The organism is Proteus hauseri, from assembly GCF_040139125.1.
In the GTDB taxonomy this organism is placed as follows: Bacteria; Pseudomonadota; Gammaproteobacteria; order Enterobacterales; family Enterobacteriaceae; genus Proteus; species Proteus hauseri_B.
Genome location: NZ_JBEEUB010000009.1, coordinates 134,008 through 153,403, shown reverse-complemented (window position 1 = coordinate 153,403; position 19,396 = coordinate 134,008). Strand labels below are relative to the sequence as shown.

The window sequence follows — 19,396 nt, the reverse complement described above, 5'->3', positions numbered from 1 at the left end:
ACTTAGTATAAAATTAGCGTAAGCGTTTATAGTCAACGTTTTCAGTCTGTTGCCCAAAATAATTTTCGCCATCAGTACCAACAAATACACCACAATCAAGCAATATCACCATGGTAATAAATAGAGGAAGAAACCGCCCTATTGCCCATTGCCAAAAAGAGTCTAAACCACTGGTGTCTGCTAATCCCAATATCATGGCGAAGATTAAGAGTAAAATCCAAATACCCCGTTTATTTCTATCATGTAATCTTTTCGTAAAAATAGCGCATGTCGGATAAAGAATAGCAAGCAAGACCACCCACATTACAATGGCGGGTAACCTATAATATTCATTAAAAAGTGAGAGCCCTAAAAAGAGCATCAAACAGACCCCAAAACCAGACCAAAAATCACGACGCCCAATTCGACCTTTGAATGAAAACGCCCAATGTTGTAATGTCATTAATATTTTCTCAATAATGTACTTATTTAGTGAGTTTACACTGTCCATTTAGCATCGAATAATACAGACTGAGTTTATTTTCGCCTATAGCAGAACAGACAAATGGAGAACAGATGATAAAAAAAAGCACTTATCTCACGTTAATCCCGATCATTATCAGCATTGCTCTTTGTTTGCCAACTTCAGTTTTCGCAACAGTGGTGGTATCTGTCGCACAAAAACAACCAAGTAAAGATGATATCTCTTACCTTAAACAAGATGCGCCTATTTTTGAAGTCACTATTCCTATATTGCGCGCAAAGTTTAACCAGCAGAACCCGTTACTATTTTTAAATGAATACAAAATTATTACTAATAACGACATTACCGTTCCACTGGTTAGAGCCGCAACGCGAATAACACCCTATTTGTATTCATCTGCGGTTTTAGAACGTGGTAGCGAAAAAATAAAAAGCCTACAACTTACGCTTATCCATACGCCTGAATCACCAGAAATAGAAAAACAGAATCGTGAAATGGCTATAAAATATATTATGTCATTCGTGGCACAATTTGATGTTTCTATTACCTCTGCTCAAATTCAAGAGGTACTAGATTTATTCGCTTTCAAAGATAATATTCCTGTTTATATTAGCCATAATGTGGGTGCTATTCGTTATATTATTACTAATGAAGGAACCCAATTAACCACCTTTGCAATTGAACCCATTAAGCTCTCACTAAATAGCAATATCGATTCAGCTATTCCGTGATAAAAAACAAAGCTATTCTATTCAATGTTCTCTATACTGTTGTGTATCAACATAATTGTATGTATTTATCAGCAAATTTAATTTAAACCACTCGGTTGGAGGAAAAGTTATGCGCCATCCATTAGTCATGGGTAACTGGAAGCTCAACGGCAGCATTAAAATGGTACACGAATTAATCGCTGCGTTACGTAAAGAAGTCAGTGGTGTTGCAGGTTGTGACGTTGCGATTGCACCACCAACAGTTTACCTATGCCAAGCTCGCCATGAAGTTGGTGGCAGCCGTATTGCACTAGGTGCTCAAGATACTGGTGTTAACCTATCTGGTGCTTTCACTGGTGAAACTTCTGCAGAAATGCTGAAAAATGTCGATGTTAAATACGTTATCATCGGTCACTCAGAGCGTCGTACTTACCATAAAGAATCTGATGAGTTTATCGCTCAAAAATTCGGTGTATTAAAAGAGTTAGGTTTAACACCAGTATTATGTATTGGTGAAACTGAAGCTGAAAACGAAGCAGGTAAAACACAAGAAGTGTGTGCTCGCCAAATCGATGCTGTTTTAAATGCACATGGCGCGCAAGCATTTAAAGGTGCCGTTATCGCCTATGAACCAATTTGGGCTATTGGTACTGGTAAATCAGCAACGCCAGCACAAGCTCAAGCTATTCATAAATTTATTCGTGACCATATCGCGAAAAAAGATGCGGCTATCGCTGAACAAGTTATCATCCAATATGGTGGTTCTGTTAACGATAAAAATGCTGCCGAACTGTTTGGTCAACCCGATATCGATGGTGCATTAGTTGGCGGAGCTTCCCTAAAAGCGGACGCATTTGCCGTTATCGTTAAAGCTGCAGCACAAGCAAAAGCGAAAAAATAATTTTTATCTTAATGGCTTATGTTGTTAATAGATAAAAAATAGAGAAAATCACCTTACTGAATTAAACAGAAGGTGATTTTTTTGTCTCTTGTGTTGCCATTTTTTATTAGCGACGGCTAATTTCATCAAACACACCACCCGTAGCAAAATGCGTTTTCTGCGCGGATTGCCAACCACCAAAAACCTCATCAACCGTAAATAACGTCAATTTAGGAAAATATTGTTGGTATTTTTCAGCTATCGCACCCTCTCTTGGGCGATAATAATTTCGAGCGGCTATTTCCTGCCCTTGAGGTGAGTAAAGATATTCTAAATAAGCGGTTGCGATTTCACGAGTACCTCGTTTATCAACCACTTTATCAACGACTGCAACGGTAGGCTCAGCTAAAATAGAAATCGAGGGTGTTACTATCTCAAACTTATCAGCCCCTAATTCATTAATAGCCAGCAGCGCTTCATTTTCCCAAGCAATCAATACATCACCAATTCCTCGCTCAACAAAAGTATTTGTTGCTCCTCTCGCGCCAGAATCGAGTACCTCAACATGTTGATAAAGTGCTTTCACAAACTGTTTGGCTTTTTCTTGATCTTGCTGATTGGCTTTTAAGCCATATCCCCATGCAGCAAGATAGTTCCATCTTGCGCCACCGGAAGTTTTAGGGTTTGGCGTAATGATAGAAACACCCGGTTGAATCAATGAGTCCCAATCTTGAATTTGTTTGGGATTTCCTTTTCTAACTAAAAATACGATGGTGGATGTGTAAGGTGCCGAGTTATCAGGTAAACGTGTTAACCACTGTTTATCTATACGCCCTCTTTGTGCAATCGCATCAATATCATAGGCAAGTGCTAATGTGACAACATCCGCCTCAATACCATTAATCACTGAAGTTGCTTGTTTTCCTGAGCCACCATGAGATTGACGAACAGTAACTTTATCACCCGTTTTCTGTTCCCACTGTTGGCTAAAGGCTTGGTTATATTGTTGATACAGTTCACGAGTGGGATCATAAGAGACATTCAGTAATTGGATCTCTTTTGCCCATAGTGAGTGAGAAAAAATCAGTGTAAATAAAATTGTTGATAAGGTGCTCCAATGTTTAAACATGACCATCCCCTATTATTGAGTTTCATAACAGGCTGACAGAAAGCGTTATAACGATGAAATAATAAAAAATAACTCGTTAGATAAAACAAGCATATAAGAGCAAATATAAGGGAGTAAGAGAGTTACTAGCGAAAAATCCGTGTGAAATTAGAAAACCAAATGAAATGTTTTCATCGAGAAGCTGCTCTGATGCACATCACATATATCAGAGCAGTTCACGAATAAGGATATCAGCTGAAAAAGGCTTATGCCTTAATACAGTTTTTTCGCTGTTTCATACCAATCAGCTTTAAAGACACGCTTCATATTCATCACCGCATCAATAATATCGTGATGAACTAATTTTTCGTTTTGGATCCCAACACAACGACCACCAAAACCTTCTAACAGCAGCTGCACTGAATAAGCCCCCATACGAGAAGCCAAAATTCTGTCGTAAGCCACTGGAGAGCCACCACGTTGAATATGACCTAATACCGTTGCACGCGTTTCATGTTTAGTTTCAGCTTCAATAAAACGAGCCAATTCATGGACATCACACACATGTTCCGTGATTGCCACGATAGCGTGACGCTTACCGCGTTCAATACCCGCTTTAATTTCTGCCAGCAGTTCATCACGGTTAAAGGGTAATTCAGCTTCAGGCAGAACAACAAATTCACAACCGCCAGCAATTGCCGCAGACAGTGTTAAATCACCACAGTAACGTCCCATCACTTCTACGATAGAGATACGTTTATGAGAAGTTGATGTATCGCGTAAGCGGTCAATTGCTTCAACAGCCGTTTCTAATGCAGTGAAATAACCGATGGTGTAGTCAGTACCAGCAACGTCATTATCGATTGTGCCCGGTAGACCAATACATGGGAAACCCGCTTCCGTTAATTTTTTTGCACCAAGATAAGAACCATCACCACCAATAACCACAAGTGCATCAAGCTCATTTTGTTTCATATTTTCGATGGCAACAGCACGCACATTGTCTTCACGGAATTCAGGGAAACGAGCAGAACCAAGGAATGTACCACCACGGTTGATCATGTCTGACACGCTAAAACGGTCAAGTTTTTTCATGCGATTTTCGTATAGCCCCATATAGCCATCCATAATCCCATAAACTTCTAAACCTTCACTTAGTGCAGCACGAACAACACCACGGATCGCGGCATTCATACCCGGAGCATCACCACCACTTGTTAAAACCCCAATTCTTTTGATCCCATTGACCATGATTACCTCTGATTCTTATTCGATGTAATTATTGCAAAATTGTCGGAATAACTTTTTATATCAATACTGGCTTATCTGGTGTAATTCGCCAATATTGCAAATGCTGAATTGATTCAACACCACCATTGTACGGATATTTTCCATCAGTTCATCATTATCGTACATTTTTTTTCATAAACTTGACGCGCATTAAACAAATCAGACAGCCTGTATAACAATTATGCGGATTAAAAATAGACCACTGGCTACGTTAACACTTTTTATACAGATACTTTACTGCCTTTTTGCATTCATCTCAAAAAAACGCTAATTATGCTAAAAATCATCATCGGCAGTTTTCAATAAAAATTGAATTTACTCTTTTAAACACCGTTTTCACTCTATTTTTTATATTTTGGCGTTCAACCATCTAAACTAAGATAGCCTTATAAAATAACGCTTATTTCCTTCTCATTTGTGACTAATAGCAACATTTGCGCTTTGTTTTACCGATTTTACTTCTAGACTGTTACAGTATAACTAACACAATCATAGGAGGTTTTATGTTTGATTTAACAGGTAAAATCGCTCTAGTTTCAGGTGGCGCAAAAGGTATTGGTAAAGGTATTGTCACTGCATTAAAAAATAGTGGTGCCAAGGTTATCATTGCGGATATTGATGATGTTGCAGGCAACAAAACAAAACAAGAATTGGATGTTGAGTTTATGCACCTTGATGTCACGAATCAATCAGCCTGTGAGCAAGTTATTGATAATGTAGTTAAACAGTATGGAAGACTCGATATTCTGTGCTCCAATACCGGTATTTTCCCTCAAGCAACCATTAAAGAGATGACGGAAGCTGATTGGGATAAAATGCACACCGTTAACCTAAAAGGTATGTTTTTCTTAGTTAAAGCTGCACTTCGCGTGATGGAAAAACAGAAACAAGGTCGTGTAATTATCACCTCTTCGATTACAGGGGCAATTACAGGTTATCCAGGTTGGAGCCACTATGGTGCAAGTAAGGCAGGACAATTGGGCTTTATGCGCAGTGCGGCTCTTGAATATGCACGTCATGGTATTACGATTAACGCTGTAATGCCGGGAAATATTTTAACTGAAGGCTTACAAGCCCAAGGCGAAGCGTATTTAAATCAAATGAAAGCTTCAATTCCTACTCACACCTTAGGTGAACCAGAAGATATCGGCTACGCCGCCGCATTTTTCGCCTCAAATGAAGCAAAATATATTACCGGACAAACCATTATCGTTGATGGTGGACAGATTTTACCTGAATCGCCAGAGGCGCTGTTGTAGGTTATCTAAGGATAGTATGCTTAATTCTATCCTTATTAACTGAGAATAAATTGTATTAGATTCTTTGATTTATCACTAATTACTAGTGTGATAGAATTTTCTTATATAAGAAGATATATAGGTTTAGCATCATGAGAATACTACATTTAATTAATTTACAAGGGTTTGGTGGTGCAGAACGTTTGTTTATTGAATATTTAAAAAACAGTTCATTTAATAATGAAATATTATGTGTTAGTAACAACATAAATAAAAACATAGAACCAGAGTTAGCTAGATTTAAAATTAACTTTGTAAACAAATTTGCTTTTACATCTATAAAATATCCTTCTTTTTTAAGAAAATTCATTCTTAAAAAGAAAATAGAAAAAAGTAAATCTGACATTACAATTGTTTGGGACTTTGTTCCTAGAATATCTTACAAACCTAAAAATACAACTTTAGTTTATTATGACCATGGTTGTTCTTGGCAATTTCAAAATAACAATAAAACTCAATATTTCTTTAGTATTTTAGACTCTGCCATAGCTGTTTCTAATGCATCAAAAAGAGTAATGGAGTTAAGATTTAATCCCAAATTTAACATCAATGTAGTAGTTAACAGATTACCATATATTCTCAACAAAAAAATACATTATTTGAAAGATGGTATCATTACATTAGGTGTAGCTGCTCGGCTTGTTGGATTAAAAGGTATTGGAATTGCAATTATTACTTTAAAAGAACTACAAAATAAAAATATCAAAGCAAAGCTTATTATTGCTGGTGATGGTGAACAAAAAGAAAACTTAGAGCGACTATCTAAAAACTTAGGTATTCAAGACAGTATTGAGTTTTTAGGCTATCAGTCTGATATGACATCTTTTTATTCTAAGATAGATATTTATTTAAGCACTCCTATATTAGAAGCATTTGGATTATCTTGCATAGAAGCATTATCTAATGGAGTACCTGTTATATTTCCTATATTAAATGGGCAACCTGAAGCAGTAAAAGATGGTTATTGTGGTGTAGGCATTACACCTACATTATCAATTGATGAATATCACCGATTAACAGGATTAAATATAGATTTTTCATATGATGTATATGATCCTATATTAGATAAATTAACAGAACCAAAATTTATTTCACCTCATGAATGTGTAAATAACATCATAGAAATCATGAATAATTATGAGTCATATAGTAACAATGCAATAAATTGGTCTAAAAAAGCTACAGACTATAAATTATTTGTGTATGAATTCGAAAACTGCTTAAATAAATTACCATCACAAACCAAATAGTGGGAATATACCCACTATTTAAATAAACTTAGTGTTAATGCCTTACTCTTTTGACCCATGTGCGAACAAAAATACGCCACAATGTCATTCGAACTTTTATAAATAAATTTCTTTTCTTATATTGCTCATTATAAAAAGAAATTCTTTTTTGTAACAAAATAGCTCTTTCTTCTTCTAATGTTGATTGTTCAGCATGAGTTGTTAATGTTATCACTGGTGGTATCACTGCTTTCAATTTTACAATATTTCTTTGCTGCATAAAACGCCATGCATCAGCTTCAAATCTAACAGGATAAAGATATTGGAGTAAACTCTTTGCTCCCTCATTATTAATGATATAACCATATGCATAATCAGCATCAATAACATTAACCAAAAAATAGTTTTTATATAAATTCTTTTTAAAGGTATCTATATATTCATTGACCTGACTCAATAAATAAACCAATGAATTATTTTTATGTTTTCGCTTAATTTAGCATTATCCTCTAAAATTAAAGCCAGAGCGATTTTTTCAGAAACTATTTTTTCATACACTTTTAAATGACTTAAAGAACATCCCAAAACACCATGAGTCATTCCATTGAGATAAAAATCGTGACTAAGTTCATTTATCTTCTCTTCTGACAATAATTTGCCATTTATCGCCTCTATGAATTCGACTTATAACCCTAAAGAATCATCCTGTTTCCGTATTGTAGCCTTTCTTTCCTGATCATTTTTCAGGTTAATAACAAAAATATTCATTTTTATTTACACCAAAGGGTGATTATTATAGTCTAAAATAATCTATTAAAAATCATTTAATCATAGAATAAGTAATTATAAAATTGTGGATACCATAAAAAATATATATTATAAAAGAAAATACATTATCATATAAAGTTATTAATTTATATCCTTATGAAAACAAAAAACAAAACTGAAATAATAAATATAATTACTGAAGATTTGCTCCGTTATACATCAGCAAGTAACTTTAAATCTCTATTGAAAACGTTCAGAAAAAATGAATCATTTAATTTTTCATTCTGGTTTAGATTATGTTCATATGAAAATAAATGGATAAGAAGGTTAGCGAAAAAAATATACAAGAAAAAGTGTAAACAATATAACATCTACCTTCCCGTTGAAACAAAAATTGAAGGAGGTTTATACATTGGACATATTTCTGTTGGTGGAATTTGTATAAATCCTAATACAATTATAGGAAAAAATTTTACATTAAGTCATCAAGTTACTATCGGTTCCAATAAAAAACATCCTGCAACTATTGGTGACAATGTTTATATTGCCCCACATGTTTGCATTGTAGAAAATGTAATTATTGGAAATAACATAAAGATAGGGGCTGGGGCCGTTGTTATACACAATATTCCCGATAATGTAACAGCAGTTGGTGTGCCAGCCAGAGTAGTAAAAAAATAAAAAAAAAGCCCCTCTCCAGAGGGGCTGCAAAAGACAGGGATGGTGTCTATGGCAAGGAAAAAACTTCGTTGTTGCTACTTACTCTCTAACTAGGTACTGCTCTACTACACTCTAACTCAATTACTTATTTGTACTGCCATCAAAAGACGACATACGTTGCTGATAATTTTTCTCCAACTGTGCTTTTTGCTCAGGAGTCAGCAACTGATACATTTGGTTATGAACTTTTGCCATCTCGACATGACGCTCGATAGCTTGTTGATCCATATTTTGCACTTGTGCTCTTACTGCGGCTTCATCAAACTGAGATGCAGTAACTAATTTATGCATGCTCTCATGATTTTGACGGTAACTACCGTTATATCTGTCTTGATGATGCTGACGCATTAAATCGCGCATTTGAGTACGTTGTTGTTCAGTTAATGTAATACCATAAAACATATGGGATTCATCATAATTACGGTTCATCATATGACCACGTTGTCCGCCATGACCTCTATAGTCGCGACCATCGTGCATACCGTTGCCGTTATAACCGCAATGATAATTTCCGTAGTATTGTTGTTCAGCAGGCGGATTAGTATTTGCTGTTTCAGCTAATACTGCCGTCGGAGCTACCAAAAATATTGATGCTAATGCAACCATTGCTACTTTACGCATTGCCTTCACTCCTAATTCGGTTATTTCATACCGACCTAATAACGCTTACCTAAATATGTGTAATTTGTTGCTATGTGGATTACTATACAGCTACACCTGCAAACTAGCGTCAGAGCGTGTAAAAGAACGTAAAGTCATGGATCCGCGCCATTTATTATCGTATTTTTCTCTTGGAGGAATTGACGAATGCATAAAATCTTATTAGTGGATGACGATCGCGAATTAACATCGCTATTGAAAGAACTACTTGAAATGGAAGGCTTTAATGTTGTAATCGCCTCTGATGGCGAACAAGCACTAAAACTTATTGATGCTTCTATCGACTTGTTATTACTGGATATTATGATGCCACGTAAAAACGGAATCGAGACGCTAAAAGAGTTACGCCAAAATTTCCAGACCCCTGTCATTATGTTAACAGCGCGAGGAAGTGATCTTGACCGAGTGCTTGGTCTAGAGTTGGGTGCTGATGACTATTTACCTAAACCTTTTAATGATAGAGAACTCGTTGCTCGTATCCGAGCTATTTTACGTCGCTCTAACTGGAGTGAACAAAAACAGACGGATAGCAACACATCACCAACGTTACAAGTTGATAAGTTACAGCTAAATCCGGGTAGACAAGAGGCAAGTTTCGACAACGAACCTTTAGAATTAACGGGTACTGAATTTACATTGCTCTATTTACTTGCTCAACATTTAGGACAAGTGGTGTCTCGTGAACACTTAAGTCAAGAAGTCCTTGGCAAGCGTTTAACGCCATTTGATAGAGCAATTGATATGCATATATCTAATTTACGCCGTAAATTACCAGAGAGAACAGATGGACAACCTTGGTTTAAAACATTACGTGGCCGCGGTTATCTAATGGTTTCCATAACGTGATAAATAATTTCTATGATAAATAGTCTGTCAGCACGTATTTTTGCAATCTTCTGGCTGACGCTAGCATTAGTTCTTGTGCTAGTTATGATGGTACCTAAGCTGGACTCGCGCCAGCTTACCACTCTATTAGAGAGTGAATACCGTCAAGGTGTTATGCTAGAACAACATATAGAAGCTGAATTAGCGCAAGATCCTGCTAATGACTTGCTTTGGTGGCGTCGTTTAATTCGCGCTATCGATAAGTGGGCACCACCGGGTCAGCGCCTTATTATTGTCACCAGTGAAGGTCGAATTATTGGTGCACAACGCAATGAGATGCAGGTTGTCAGAAACTTTATTGGTCAATCTGATAACGCAGATCATCCCAAAAAGAAAAAGTATGGTCGTTCTGAGATGTTAGGACCATTTTCTGTGCGAGATGGTGAAGATCACTACCAACTTTATTTAGTACGCCCATCAAGTAGCCCTCAATCTGACTTTATCAACTTATTATTTGATAAACCTTTACTGCTTCTTATATTTACTATGCTTATTAGTACACCACTATTAGTATGGTTATCTTGGAGCTTAGCAAAACCGGCAAGACAACTTAAAAATGCAGCAGATGACGTTGCTAAAGGTAACTTGCGCCCTCACCCTGAGCTTGAAACGGGTCCCCAAGAGTTTTTAGCGGCAGGCACCAGTTTTAATCAGATGATAAGTGCACTTGAGCGCATGGTTGAGGCACAACAACGGCTGATTTCTGATATCTCTCATGAGTTACGCACACCATTAACACGCTTACAATTAGCAAGTGCATTATTACGTCGTCGTAGTGGAGAAAGTAAAGAGTTAGAGCGCATTGAAACTGAAACGCAGCGCCTTGACGGTATGATTAATGACTTACTGGTTCTTTCACGTAATCAACATAAAAACGAGTTATTACGCGAAAACGTAAAAGCTAATGAGCTATGGGACGATATTTTAGATAATGCCAAATTCGAGGCAGAGCAAAGCAATAAAACATTACAAGTCACTGCACCTCCAGGACCGTGGGCGGTTTATTGTAATCCTTACTCTCTTGCCAGTGCTTTTGAAAATATAGTGCGCAATGCACTGCGCTACTCAAATTCACGTATTGAAGTGGCATTTAAAGAACAGAACCAAGGTATCACCATTATTGTTGATGATGATGGTCCTGGTGTTAGCCCTGAAGATAGAGAACACATTTTCCGACCTTTTTATCGTACTGATGAAGCAAGAGATCGTGAATCTGGTGGTACAGGGCTTGGTTTAGCCATTGTAGAAACGGCTGTGACTCAACATCGAGGCAATGTAAAAGCAGATGACAGCCCACTAGGTGGGTTAAGAGTCGAGATTTGGTTGCCAAGGGCTAGTGGGGCTGTTAATAAGCCAACAAACACGTAAATTGAGTAGCGAAATTACTCTATCCATATATCCTGCCATCTATTGAAGAATAGGTGGCATATTCTTTTCACTAGCATCTTCTGATGTAATTCAGAATGATCTGGCTGAATCGCCCCTTATTCCGATATTTATATATCTACAATCAATGCTAAAATAGCGTGCTATTACTTGACCCACTGGTTCGTAGAGTCTACTCTCAGTGCGGTTTTGGCATATTGTTAAAGTATGCTTATATAATAAAATCCTTATAATACACATAGATAAGGGTTTTTCGAGATGAATTTTGGCGCTCTGGGGGCCGTAAACCTAGTGCGGTAGCTTTGGATAATTAACTATCAATGACACTTATATTATTGAAATAATCTTAGACGTTTAGTTTTTTCTAAACATTAGTAATGTTACTAATACAAAAATTATATTTATTCTTTTCAAGGAATAACAAAAATAAGTTTTTAAAATAATTATGAATAAATCTATGCTACAAAAAACAATTGCGATTACTTCAAATACAAGTTGGTATCTATATAATTTTAGAAAAAACACCATCACACATCTCATAAAAATGGGATTTAAAATTATAACTATTGCACCGTATGATGATTATACTGAAAAACTTGTCAACTTAGGTACTAAACATATTAATTTAAAAATTAGTTCTAGAGGAATTAATCCCCTAAAAGAGCTTATAACCTTATATCATTTTCATGTCATTTATAAAGAGAATAAAATAGATATAATCCTAAACTTCACCCCTAAAAATAATATTTACAGTTCCCTGATGGGAAAATTTCATAAAATAAAAGTTATAAATAATATAGCTGGATTAGGAATTATCTTTAGCAAAAAGAACCTATTAAATAAATTTGTTACTTATTTATATAAAAAAAGCACGGCTGATTTTGTATTTTTTCAAAATAAAGACGACTACTCCCTCTTTAAAAAAAACAATCTAATAAATGAAAAAAACACTCAATATGATATTTTACCCGGTTCTGGTGTTGACATAAAAAACTTCACGCCAATATATAAAAAAGAAGAAAATGAGATTATATTTATACTTATAGCAAGAATGTTATACGAAAAAGGAGTTACTTATTATATTGATGCAGCTAAAATCATAAAAGAAAAACACGGTAATAACGTATCTTTTCATTTATTAGGTCCAATAATCGATAATAAACAGAAAGATATTTCTTTAGAGAAATTTACTTCTTTAGAGAAGCAAGGAATTATAAAATATTTAGGTTTTACAAGTAATGTGAGTGAATATTTAAAGAAAGCTGATTGCGTAGTATTACCATCATTTTACAGAGAAGGAGTTCCTCGTTCGTTATTAGAAGCAGCAGCAATGGGAAAACCTATAATTACAACTAATAGTGTTGGTTGCAAAGAAGTAGTTGAAAATGGTTACAATGGGTTTCTATGTCAAGCAAAATCCTTAGAAGATCTAGTTTATTGCATTGATAGTTTTATAAAATTAGATTATAAAGAAAAAATCTTAATGGGAATGAATGGTAGAAAAAAAATTGAAAATGAGTTTAATGAAAGTATTGTAATAAATAAATACGTTACTGCCATTAACAGCCTACTAAATATAAGTGAAAAATGATGGTACATTTCATCGCTTTATTCTTATCATTTCAATCTATTTATATTTTTATAAAGTCCATATCGTTTATATTAAAAAAAAGATACAATGCTGCCATATTATATTATCCAATATTTTTTTTCTTCTTTCCCGCCCATACTATATTGGATTATTTAGTCAGCTATCCAAATTATAAGAAAGACATACAACGATTAACATTTCCTATGCAAGATGATACAACAAATATAATATATTACTTTTTTATAATAACTATCAATTTAGTTTTATTATACCATTTAAATAAAAGTAAAAAAAATATAAAGTATAGGAAAATAAAACTCAATAAAAATATAAAAACAATAAATACTATTTTATTAACATTAAGCTTATTTGGACCAATTAGTATACTTTTAACATCAACACCCGATGTATATATACACTATGGAAATATAAGAAACTATATTGGCACACCTATATATGACGAATATTCAATCGTTTGGCTATTAACAATTACATCTAGCTTTACCATCTTAATAATAAGACTATGCCATGGTGAAAATATATCATTTATGAAATCCATAGTATTAATATTAATTCTTACTCTTGATATCTATTTCAATAACAAGAGACTTATATATGGAACAATTATTATATATACACTTATTAGTTTCTTTTATAGCAAATCAACTATATTAAACTTTATTAAAATAACACTCTGCATTATAATATTCTCCTCCGCATATATAAATTATTCATTCAACCACAAATATAGTTATGAAGTAAACAATGAAAATGTATACGCTTCTTTAAGGCATGAATTGGGAAGAGATGATGTTACAAAATTTGCAATTAATAAGGTAATTATAAATGACGAAAAAATTGTAGAGTATACTGGACAATCATATGTAAGCATTGCACTAGCATGGATCCCGAGAACATACTGGAAAAATAAGCCTTATCCATATTCTCAATATTTGACGAGTAAAGTAATAAGGAATAAAACTGCTCCAGCATTAAATACCTGGACTATAACATCAAGTTTTTATGACGAAGCTATTGCTAATTTTGGTATTTTTGGTTTTATCTTATCTATTATAATCCTCATATTCTTCTTAAAAAACTTTGATAACAGCCAAACAATCATAGGTCAAGCATTTCCATTTTCTATTTTAACATTATATACAATGACTAATATGAATTGGTTCTTATCAATATTTTATATCTACATACTCTATCTGTCATATAGTTTGTTAAAATCACATATTAAACATTATAAAAATGCGATTAATTAAATCTTTTAGTTATACATTCATATCATCAATGGTTTTTGCCATAACACAATGGTTAATAATATCACTAATTGGTCATTTTCTTGGTATAGAAAAAATAGGGTTTTATGCCTTCGGATTAAGCCTAGTAATTCCAGTTAATATTTTTTTCAACTTTGGTGTTAGACAAATTATTTGTTCTGAAAAAAAAGTTATTAATTTCCACTCTTATTTCATTCCCATTATTAGCTTTCAGTTATTAGGATTATTTCTTATTACAGTTATTTGCTACTTTTTTTATATTGATTATTTACATCTTTGCATCCTTATATATTTAATCAAAATATCAGAAACTATAACTGAAATTGCTTATGGATTAAATCAACGAGTTGAAAAGTTTGATAGAATTGCATATTCCAAAATAGCCAGATCAATTATCAGTATAATTTTCTTTATTACTTTAATTTCAACTACTAAAAATTTATACTTTGCTATACTAGCACAATGCCTTTCATTATATATATGTAATATCTTTTTTGACTACCTACCTTTAGAAAATAAAAATATATTTCACTTAGAAAAAAGTAAAATATACATTATAGGATTCCCTCTTGCTATTGCCGGTTTATTACTATCATTCAAAAATATGCTTCCTAGGTTTTTGATTGAAAATGACGCATCATTAGAGTCATTAGGTATTTTTGCATCAATAACATACTTAGTTAGTGCTGGAGGTTTACTAATAACTGCAATATCGCAAATTATTATTCCAAAAGTTGCTCAAAACGATAACCTCAAAATAAAAATAAAATATATTTATACAGGTTTTTTCTTAATAATTATCAATATCGTTATATCCTCTTTAGCTATTATTCTTTTAGGTGATATAATATTCAATCTACTTTATGGAAAAAGCATTAAACTAACATCTTTAGAATATAGCTTTCTAATACTTATGTTTATAACAACATATATTTCATCATATTTAGGATATATGGCAAGTGCCTTAAGACAACTAAAAAAACAACCAACTATTTATATAATTAATATTATATCTATGGTAATCTTATATTTTCTATTTAAAAATATCCTTACACCGATAAATTCAGTATATCTAACAGTGATACTAGGTGGAATTCAACAAATATTCTTTTTATATATATTAGTAAAAAAAGGATTAAAACCTAAGGTATTATAAGTAATGAAAAAAATTGCACATATAATAAAATCATTAGATCCAGGTGGTGTAGAGACTTGGTTAAAAGATTTATCCTATATTAATAATCATGAAGTCTATAAATTATTTTTTTTATTACAATCTACTGACAAATCTTTTTATGAAGATGAAATAGTTAGAAATAAAGGGATAATAGAAAAAATTAATCTAGAAGAAGGCATCTTAAAATATAGTTTAAATTTATTTAAATTTTTAAGAAGAAATAAAATTGATATTATACATGCTCATGTTAATTTATCTTCTGGGTGGATATTATTTATTGCATTTCTTGCAGGAGTAAAAAAAAGAATAGCTCATTGTCATAATGATAAAAGGAAAGACTATAAACAGAGAAGTCTAATAAAAAAAATATATTTTTTTACTATGAAGCTATTTGTCAATATATTTTCCACAACAAAAATATCCGTTAGTAAGACCTGCGCTCCATCTATGTTTTACTCTAATACTTGTTATAAAATAATTCCCTGTGGTTTAAGTTTTAAAATTAATAACAGTAATATTGAACGAAAAAACTTAAATCTAAATAAGACTGATATTGTTATTTGTCATATTGGACGTTTCACAGATCAAAAAAATCATGAATTTTCATTAAAAATAATGAAAAAACTACACAATAAGAAATACAAACTATTACTTATAGGTGATGGTGAAAATAAAAATAAGATATTAACATTAGCGAATACATATGATATATCAGATCAGATTATATTTTTAGGTTTACGAAATGATGTAATGGATATTTTGATAAACATAGTTGATATTCATATTTTGCCTTCAAAATATGAGGGGCTAGGTCTTGTAGCTATAGAATCGCAGATGGCAAAGAAATATACTCTTGTCTCTAACCATGTTCCTACAGATACAAAAATATCAAATTTAATCGAATATCTACCTATTGATTCTGAATGTGATATTAAAAAATGGTGCGATAAAATAGAAAATCATTCTCTTAATACTAATTTAGATATAAAAGATATTCATACCCAAAACAAATTTTCAATTGAAGAAAACTATAAAAAAATAATACGGATCTATAATAATGACAGGCCGAAGAATCTTTAATCTAGTATATCCAATAATAATTGGGATATCTTTCTTACTAAAAATGTTTCCTAGAAAAATAAATATGTTTTTATTCCAAATCAGTAGTGGAATACCTACATTTATAGGAACGGGAATAAGATATATTTTACTAAGGGCTCTTTGTAAAAAAATCGGAAGAAACGTTTATATTGGGCGGTGGTGCACAATTAAAAACCCACAGAATATAATTATTGAAAATAATGTAAGTATCCATGAATATTGTTATATTGATGCAATAGGTGGTTTGATTGTTCGTAATAATACATCCATAGCTCACAATTGTAGTCTGCTTACTTTTACACATACCTATGAGAACAACAAAGTACCAATCAAATACCAAAAGATAAGTACTAATTCAATAGTCATTAATGAAAATGTTTGGATCGGGTGTGGTGTAAGAATATTGATGGGTATAGAAATAAATAATTGTACTATTGTTGGGGCAAATAGTGTTGTCAATAAAAATATTGGTCCAGGTATATATGCAGGCGTCCCAATAAAAAAAATTAAGGAATTATGATGAAACTATTATTTTGTCATGACCATTATTTTTATACTAAAAATGAAGATTTTTACTCCCCTGGGAAATTTACTAACAACTCATTTAATAGATATTTTTCTTTCTTTAGCAGAATAACAATTCTGTCTAGAGAGAAAAAATATACAAATAATTATTCTTTTAATAAAATTGATAATGAAAGAATAAACTTCATTCCTTTTGATAATTTATCTTCATTAAAAAATAGATTTATTCGACGTGAAAAATATAGAAAAAAGGTAATGAATCTTATAAAGAATTACGATGGAATCGTAGTTAGACTCCCCAGTGAGATTGGTTTTTTAGTTGCTGAATGTTGTCTTATTACAAAAAAACCATATTTAGTAGAAGCTGTAGCATGTCCTGTTGATGCAATGAATGCATTAAAGAGCTTTAAGTCAATATGTTATACTCCCATTATAAAAAAACAAATGAAAAAATGCATTCTAAATGCATCAACGGTTATTTATGTTACAAGTAATTTTCTACAAAATAGATATCCGACAAAAGGCTTTAGCATATCTGCATCTAATGTAGAGTTAAATAATATAATATTAAACTTTAAATCTACAGGTTTAAAATATAAAAAAGAAATAAATTTAACGTTAATTGGAAACTTAGATAGTCATCATAAAGGATATTCTATTTTATATAAAGCCCTCGATCTTCTTGAAAGAGAAAATCTTGATTATATATTTAATATTTATCTCATTGGTGCTGGTGAGCTTTATAAAAAACACATTTCATTAAAGAATATAAATGTAATTTATACTGGTGCTTTATCAAAAGATAAAGTAACAGATATACTAAAAATAACAGATATATACCTACAACCTAGTTCACAAGAAGGTTTACCAAGAGCTACGATTGAGGCCATGAGTCAAGCAATCCCATGTATTGTTAGTTCCGTGGGTGGGCTTCCTGAACTTATTGATAAAAAATGTATTCATAGTCACAATGATTATACTAGGTTAAGGACATTGATTGTCACTTTAATTAATGACACCGAATTATATATAGAACAATCTAAATTAAATTTATCTAATTCTACTTGTTATAAAAAAGATATTCTTACTGAAAAACGAAATAATGCATTTGAATATTATGTGAATGAAATATTGAGGAAAAAATGAAAATCACCATCTCTGGAACCGGCTATGTCGGTCTATCTAACGGAATACTTCTTTCCCAAAATAACAAAGTTATTGCGTTAGATATTAATAAAGAAAAAGTCGAACTCTTAAATAAAAAAATCTCGCCAATCTCAGATAAGGAAATTGAAGAGTTTTTAGCAACTAAAGAACTCGACTTCACAGCAACTTTAGATAAAACAACTGCTTATCAAGATGCTGACTTTGTTATTATCGCAACACCAACCGATTATGATCCTAAAACTAACTACTTTAACACCTCATCAGTCGAGTCTGTTATCCGTGATGTTTTAGAATATAATCCACATACCACTATGATTATTAAATCAACAATTCCTGTTGGTTTTACTAAAGAAATGAGAGAGAAATATAATACGGATAATATTATCTTTTCTCCTGAGTTCTTACGCGAAGGTCGTGCGCTTTACGATAATCTTTACCCTTCCCGTATCGTTATTGGTGAGCAATCAGAAAGAGCACAAAAATTTGCTGAACTTTTACAGCAAGGTGCGTTAAAGAAAGATATTGATGTGCTTTTCACAGACTCAACTGAAGCAGAAGCAATTAAACTATTTGCTAATACCTACCTTGCATTGCGTGTTGCTTATTTCAATGAATTGGATAGCTATGCACAAGCTTACAATCTAAATGCCAAGCAAATTATTGAAGGTGTCTGCTTAGATCCTCGCATTGGTAATCACTATAATAACCCATCATTCGGTTATGGTGGCTACTGCTTACCAAAAGATACTAAACAACTATTAGCAAACTACGACTCTGTTCCTAATAATATTATTAGTGCTATCGTTGAAGCTAACCGTACCCGTAAAGATTTTATTGCAGACTCAATTATTGCTAAATCACCAAAAGTAGTTGGTGTTTATCGCTTAATTATGAAATCGGGCTCTGATAACTTCCGCTCATCATCAATCCAAGGCATTATGAAACGCATAAAAGCCAAAGGTATTGAAGTCGTGATTTATGAACCAGAGATGAAAGAAGATACCTTCTTTAACTCAAAATTAGTCAATGATTTAAATGAGTTTAAAACTATTTCTGATGTTATTATTACCAATAGAATGGCTTCTGCATTAAACGACGTAGAAGAAAAAGTTTATACTCGTGACCTTTTTGGTAACGATTAATTATTAA

General features: G+C 32.8%; 20 protein-coding genes. 14 read left to right on the top strand and 6 right to left on the bottom strand.

Annotation, left to right across the window (positions count from 1 at the left end; genetic code table 11):
• Positions 1 to 13: 13 nt before the first annotated feature.
• Entirely contained in the window at positions 14 to 442 is a 429-nt protein-coding gene (locus tag ABN099_RS15165; RefSeq protein ID WP_349464840.1) for a DUF805 domain-containing protein, read from the bottom strand.
• A 113-nt stretch (positions 443 to 555) separates the two neighbouring features.
• On the opposite strand from ABN099_RS15165, the gene ABN099_RS15160 reads away from it, so the two are divergent.
• Together ABN099_RS15160 and tpiA are read left to right on the top strand one after the other, a co-directional pair.
• Entirely contained in the window at positions 556 to 1,194 is a 639-nt protein-coding gene (locus tag ABN099_RS15160; RefSeq protein ID WP_349464838.1) for a DUF1454 family protein, read from the top strand.
• Between the two features lie 109 nt (positions 1,195 to 1,303).
• A complete protein-coding gene (gene tpiA, locus ABN099_RS15155; RefSeq protein WP_349464836.1) occupies positions 1,304 to 2,074 on the top strand; it encodes a triose-phosphate isomerase in 771 nt (256 codons plus the stop codon).
• 106 nt (positions 2,075 to 2,180) lie between these two features.
• Here the strand turns inward: tpiA and ABN099_RS15150 are convergent, their stop codons facing one another.
• Positions 2,181 to 3,182, bottom strand: coding sequence for a sulfate ABC transporter substrate-binding protein (locus ABN099_RS15150; RefSeq protein ID WP_349464834.1), 1,002 nt, complete (start codon positions 3,180 to 3,182; stop codon positions 2,181 to 2,183).
• A 252-nt stretch (positions 3,183 to 3,434) separates the two neighbouring features.
• Entirely contained in the window at positions 3,435 to 4,412 is a 978-nt protein-coding gene (pfkA, locus tag ABN099_RS15145) for a 6-phosphofructokinase (RefSeq protein WP_349464832.1), read from the bottom strand.
• 542 nt (positions 4,413 to 4,954) lie between these two features.
• Between pfkA and fabG the strand changes: the two genes are divergently transcribed.
• Both fabG and ABN099_RS15135 read left to right on the top strand, forming a co-directional pair.
• Positions 4,955 to 5,710, top strand: a complete 756-nt coding sequence (fabG, locus tag ABN099_RS15140) for a 3-oxoacyl-ACP reductase FabG (protein WP_349464830.1) — start codon at positions 4,955 to 4,957, stop codon at positions 5,708 to 5,710.
• Positions 5,711 to 5,841: 131 nt separating this feature from the next.
• A complete protein-coding gene (locus tag ABN099_RS15135) occupies positions 5,842 to 6,999 on the top strand; it encodes a glycosyltransferase (protein WP_349464828.1) in 1,158 nt (385 codons plus the stop codon).
• A 34-nt stretch (positions 7,000 to 7,033) separates the two neighbouring features.
• On the opposite strand, the gene ABN099_RS15130 is transcribed toward ABN099_RS15135, so the two are convergent.
• On the bottom strand, positions 7,034 to 7,435 hold the full coding sequence (locus ABN099_RS15130) for a hypothetical protein (protein WP_349464826.1): 402 nt from the start codon (positions 7,433 to 7,435) through the stop codon (positions 7,034 to 7,036).
• On the bottom strand, positions 7,432 to 7,629 hold the full coding sequence (locus ABN099_RS15125) for a glycosyltransferase family 25 protein (RefSeq protein ID WP_349464824.1): 198 nt from the start codon (positions 7,627 to 7,629) through the stop codon (positions 7,432 to 7,434). Before ABN099_RS15125 ends, ABN099_RS15130 begins: the two co-directional genes overlap by 4 nt.
• Positions 7,630 to 7,902: 273 nt before the next feature.
• Here ABN099_RS15125 and ABN099_RS15120 point away from each other — a divergent pair, with 273 nt between their 5' ends.
• Positions 7,903 to 8,427, top strand: coding sequence for a serine acetyltransferase (locus ABN099_RS15120; protein ID WP_349464822.1), 525 nt, complete (start codon positions 7,903 to 7,905; stop codon positions 8,425 to 8,427).
• A gap of 120 nt (positions 8,428 to 8,547) precedes the next feature.
• Here ABN099_RS15120 and cpxP read toward each other — a convergent pair whose 3' ends face one another.
• Positions 8,548 to 9,087, bottom strand: coding sequence for a cell-envelope stress modulator CpxP (gene cpxP, locus ABN099_RS15115; RefSeq protein ID WP_349464820.1), 540 nt, complete (start codon positions 9,085 to 9,087; stop codon positions 8,548 to 8,550).
• Between the two features lie 186 nt (positions 9,088 to 9,273).
• Between cpxP and cpxR the strand changes: the two genes are divergently transcribed.
• The 9 genes from cpxR (at position 9,274) to ABN099_RS15070 (ending at position 19,389) form a co-directional block, all read left to right on the top strand.
• Complete coding sequence (cpxR, locus tag ABN099_RS15110) at positions 9,274 to 9,972, top strand: envelope stress response regulator transcription factor CpxR (protein ID WP_064718450.1); 699 nt, start codon at positions 9,274 to 9,276, stop codon at positions 9,970 to 9,972.
• Positions 9,973 to 9,984: 12 nt separating this feature from the next.
• Positions 9,985 to 11,379 carry an envelope stress sensor histidine kinase CpxA gene (gene cpxA / locus ABN099_RS15105; protein ID WP_349464818.1) on the top strand — a complete coding sequence of 465 codons (1,395 nt, stop codon included), beginning with the start codon at positions 9,985 to 9,987 and terminating at the stop codon, positions 11,377 to 11,379.
• Between the two features lie 475 nt (positions 11,380 to 11,854).
• On the top strand, positions 11,855 to 12,988 hold the full coding sequence (locus ABN099_RS15100) for a glycosyltransferase family 4 protein (protein ID WP_349464816.1): 1,134 nt from the start codon (positions 11,855 to 11,857) through the stop codon (positions 12,986 to 12,988).
• Between the two features lie 203 nt (positions 12,989 to 13,191).
• Positions 13,192 to 14,259, top strand: a complete 1,068-nt coding sequence (locus tag ABN099_RS15095; protein ID WP_349464814.1) for a hypothetical protein — start codon at positions 13,192 to 13,194, stop codon at positions 14,257 to 14,259.
• The gene (locus ABN099_RS15090) at positions 14,246 to 15,433 is read left to right on the top strand and encodes a lipopolysaccharide biosynthesis protein (protein WP_349464812.1); all 1,188 of its coding nucleotides are present in this window, start codon (positions 14,246 to 14,248) and stop codon (positions 15,431 to 15,433) included. Before ABN099_RS15095 ends, ABN099_RS15090 begins: the two co-directional genes overlap by 14 nt.
• A 3-nt stretch (positions 15,434 to 15,436) precedes the next feature.
• On the top strand, positions 15,437 to 16,534 hold the full coding sequence (locus tag ABN099_RS15085; RefSeq protein ID WP_349464810.1) for a glycosyltransferase: 1,098 nt from the start codon (positions 15,437 to 15,439) through the stop codon (positions 16,532 to 16,534).
• On the top strand, positions 16,512 to 17,075 hold the full coding sequence (locus ABN099_RS15080) for an acyltransferase (protein ID WP_349464808.1): 564 nt from the start codon (positions 16,512 to 16,514) through the stop codon (positions 17,073 to 17,075). Before ABN099_RS15085 ends, ABN099_RS15080 begins: the two co-directional genes overlap by 23 nt.
• Positions 17,075 to 18,226 carry a glycosyltransferase gene (locus tag ABN099_RS15075; protein ID WP_349464806.1) on the top strand — a complete coding sequence of 384 codons (1,152 nt, stop codon included), beginning with the start codon at positions 17,075 to 17,077 and terminating at the stop codon, positions 18,224 to 18,226. Before ABN099_RS15080 ends, ABN099_RS15075 begins: the two co-directional genes overlap by 1 nt.
• Positions 18,223 to 19,389, top strand: coding sequence for a nucleotide sugar dehydrogenase (locus tag ABN099_RS15070; RefSeq protein WP_349464804.1), 1,167 nt, complete (start codon positions 18,223 to 18,225; stop codon positions 19,387 to 19,389). Before ABN099_RS15075 ends, ABN099_RS15070 begins: the two co-directional genes overlap by 4 nt.
• The last annotated feature ends 7 nt before the right edge of the window (positions 19,390 to 19,396 follow it).

What these genes read in the sequence shown, in the direction of transcription:
- cpxR (WP_064718450.1), top strand. Translation starts at nt 9,274, where the DNA reads ATGCATAAAATCTTATTAGTGGATGACGATCGCGAATTAACATCGCTA.
- fabG (WP_349464830.1), top strand. Translation starts at nt 4,955, where the DNA reads ATGTTTGATTTAACAGGTAAAATCGCTCTAGTTTCAGGTGGCGCAAAA.
- cpxP (WP_349464820.1), bottom strand. Translation starts at nt 9,087, where the DNA reads ATGCGTAAAGTAGCAATGGTTGCATTAGCATCAATATTTTTGGTAGCT.
- ABN099_RS15120 (WP_349464822.1), top strand. Translation starts at nt 7,903, where the DNA reads ATGAAAACAAAAAACAAAACTGAAATAATAAATATAATTACTGAAGAT.
- ABN099_RS15080 (WP_349464808.1), top strand. Translation starts at nt 16,512, where the DNA reads ATGACAGGCCGAAGAATCTTTAATCTAGTATATCCAATAATAATTGGG.
- ABN099_RS15165 (WP_349464840.1), bottom strand. Translation starts at nt 442, where the DNA reads ATGACATTACAACATTGGGCGTTTTCATTCAAAGGTCGAATTGGGCGT.
- ABN099_RS15150 (WP_349464834.1), bottom strand. Translation starts at nt 3,182, where the DNA reads ATGTTTAAACATTGGAGCACCTTATCAACAATTTTATTTACACTGATT.
- ABN099_RS15095 (WP_349464814.1), top strand. Translation starts at nt 13,192, where the DNA reads ATGCAAGATGATACAACAAATATAATATATTACTTTTTTATAATAACT.
- ABN099_RS15085 (WP_349464810.1), top strand. Translation starts at nt 15,437, where the DNA reads ATGAAAAAAATTGCACATATAATAAAATCATTAGATCCAGGTGGTGTA.
- ABN099_RS15075 (WP_349464806.1), top strand. Translation starts at nt 17,075, where the DNA reads ATGAAACTATTATTTTGTCATGACCATTATTTTTATACTAAAAATGAA.
- ABN099_RS15160 (WP_349464838.1), top strand. Translation starts at nt 556, where the DNA reads ATGATAAAAAAAAGCACTTATCTCACGTTAATCCCGATCATTATCAGC.
- ABN099_RS15100 (WP_349464816.1), top strand. Translation starts at nt 11,855, where the DNA reads ATGCTACAAAAAACAATTGCGATTACTTCAAATACAAGTTGGTATCTA.
- ABN099_RS15135 (WP_349464828.1), top strand. Translation starts at nt 5,842, where the DNA reads ATGAGAATACTACATTTAATTAATTTACAAGGGTTTGGTGGTGCAGAA.
- ABN099_RS15090 (WP_349464812.1), top strand. Translation starts at nt 14,246, where the DNA reads ATGCGATTAATTAAATCTTTTAGTTATACATTCATATCATCAATGGTT.
- pfkA (WP_349464832.1), bottom strand. Translation starts at nt 4,412, where the DNA reads ATGGTCAATGGGATCAAAAGAATTGGGGTTTTAACAAGTGGTGGTGAT.
- cpxA (WP_349464818.1), top strand. Translation starts at nt 9,985, where the DNA reads ATGATAAATAGTCTGTCAGCACGTATTTTTGCAATCTTCTGGCTGACG.
- ABN099_RS15070 (WP_349464804.1), top strand. Translation starts at nt 18,223, where the DNA reads ATGAAAATCACCATCTCTGGAACCGGCTATGTCGGTCTATCTAACGGA.
- tpiA (WP_349464836.1), top strand. Translation starts at nt 1,304, where the DNA reads ATGCGCCATCCATTAGTCATGGGTAACTGGAAGCTCAACGGCAGCATT.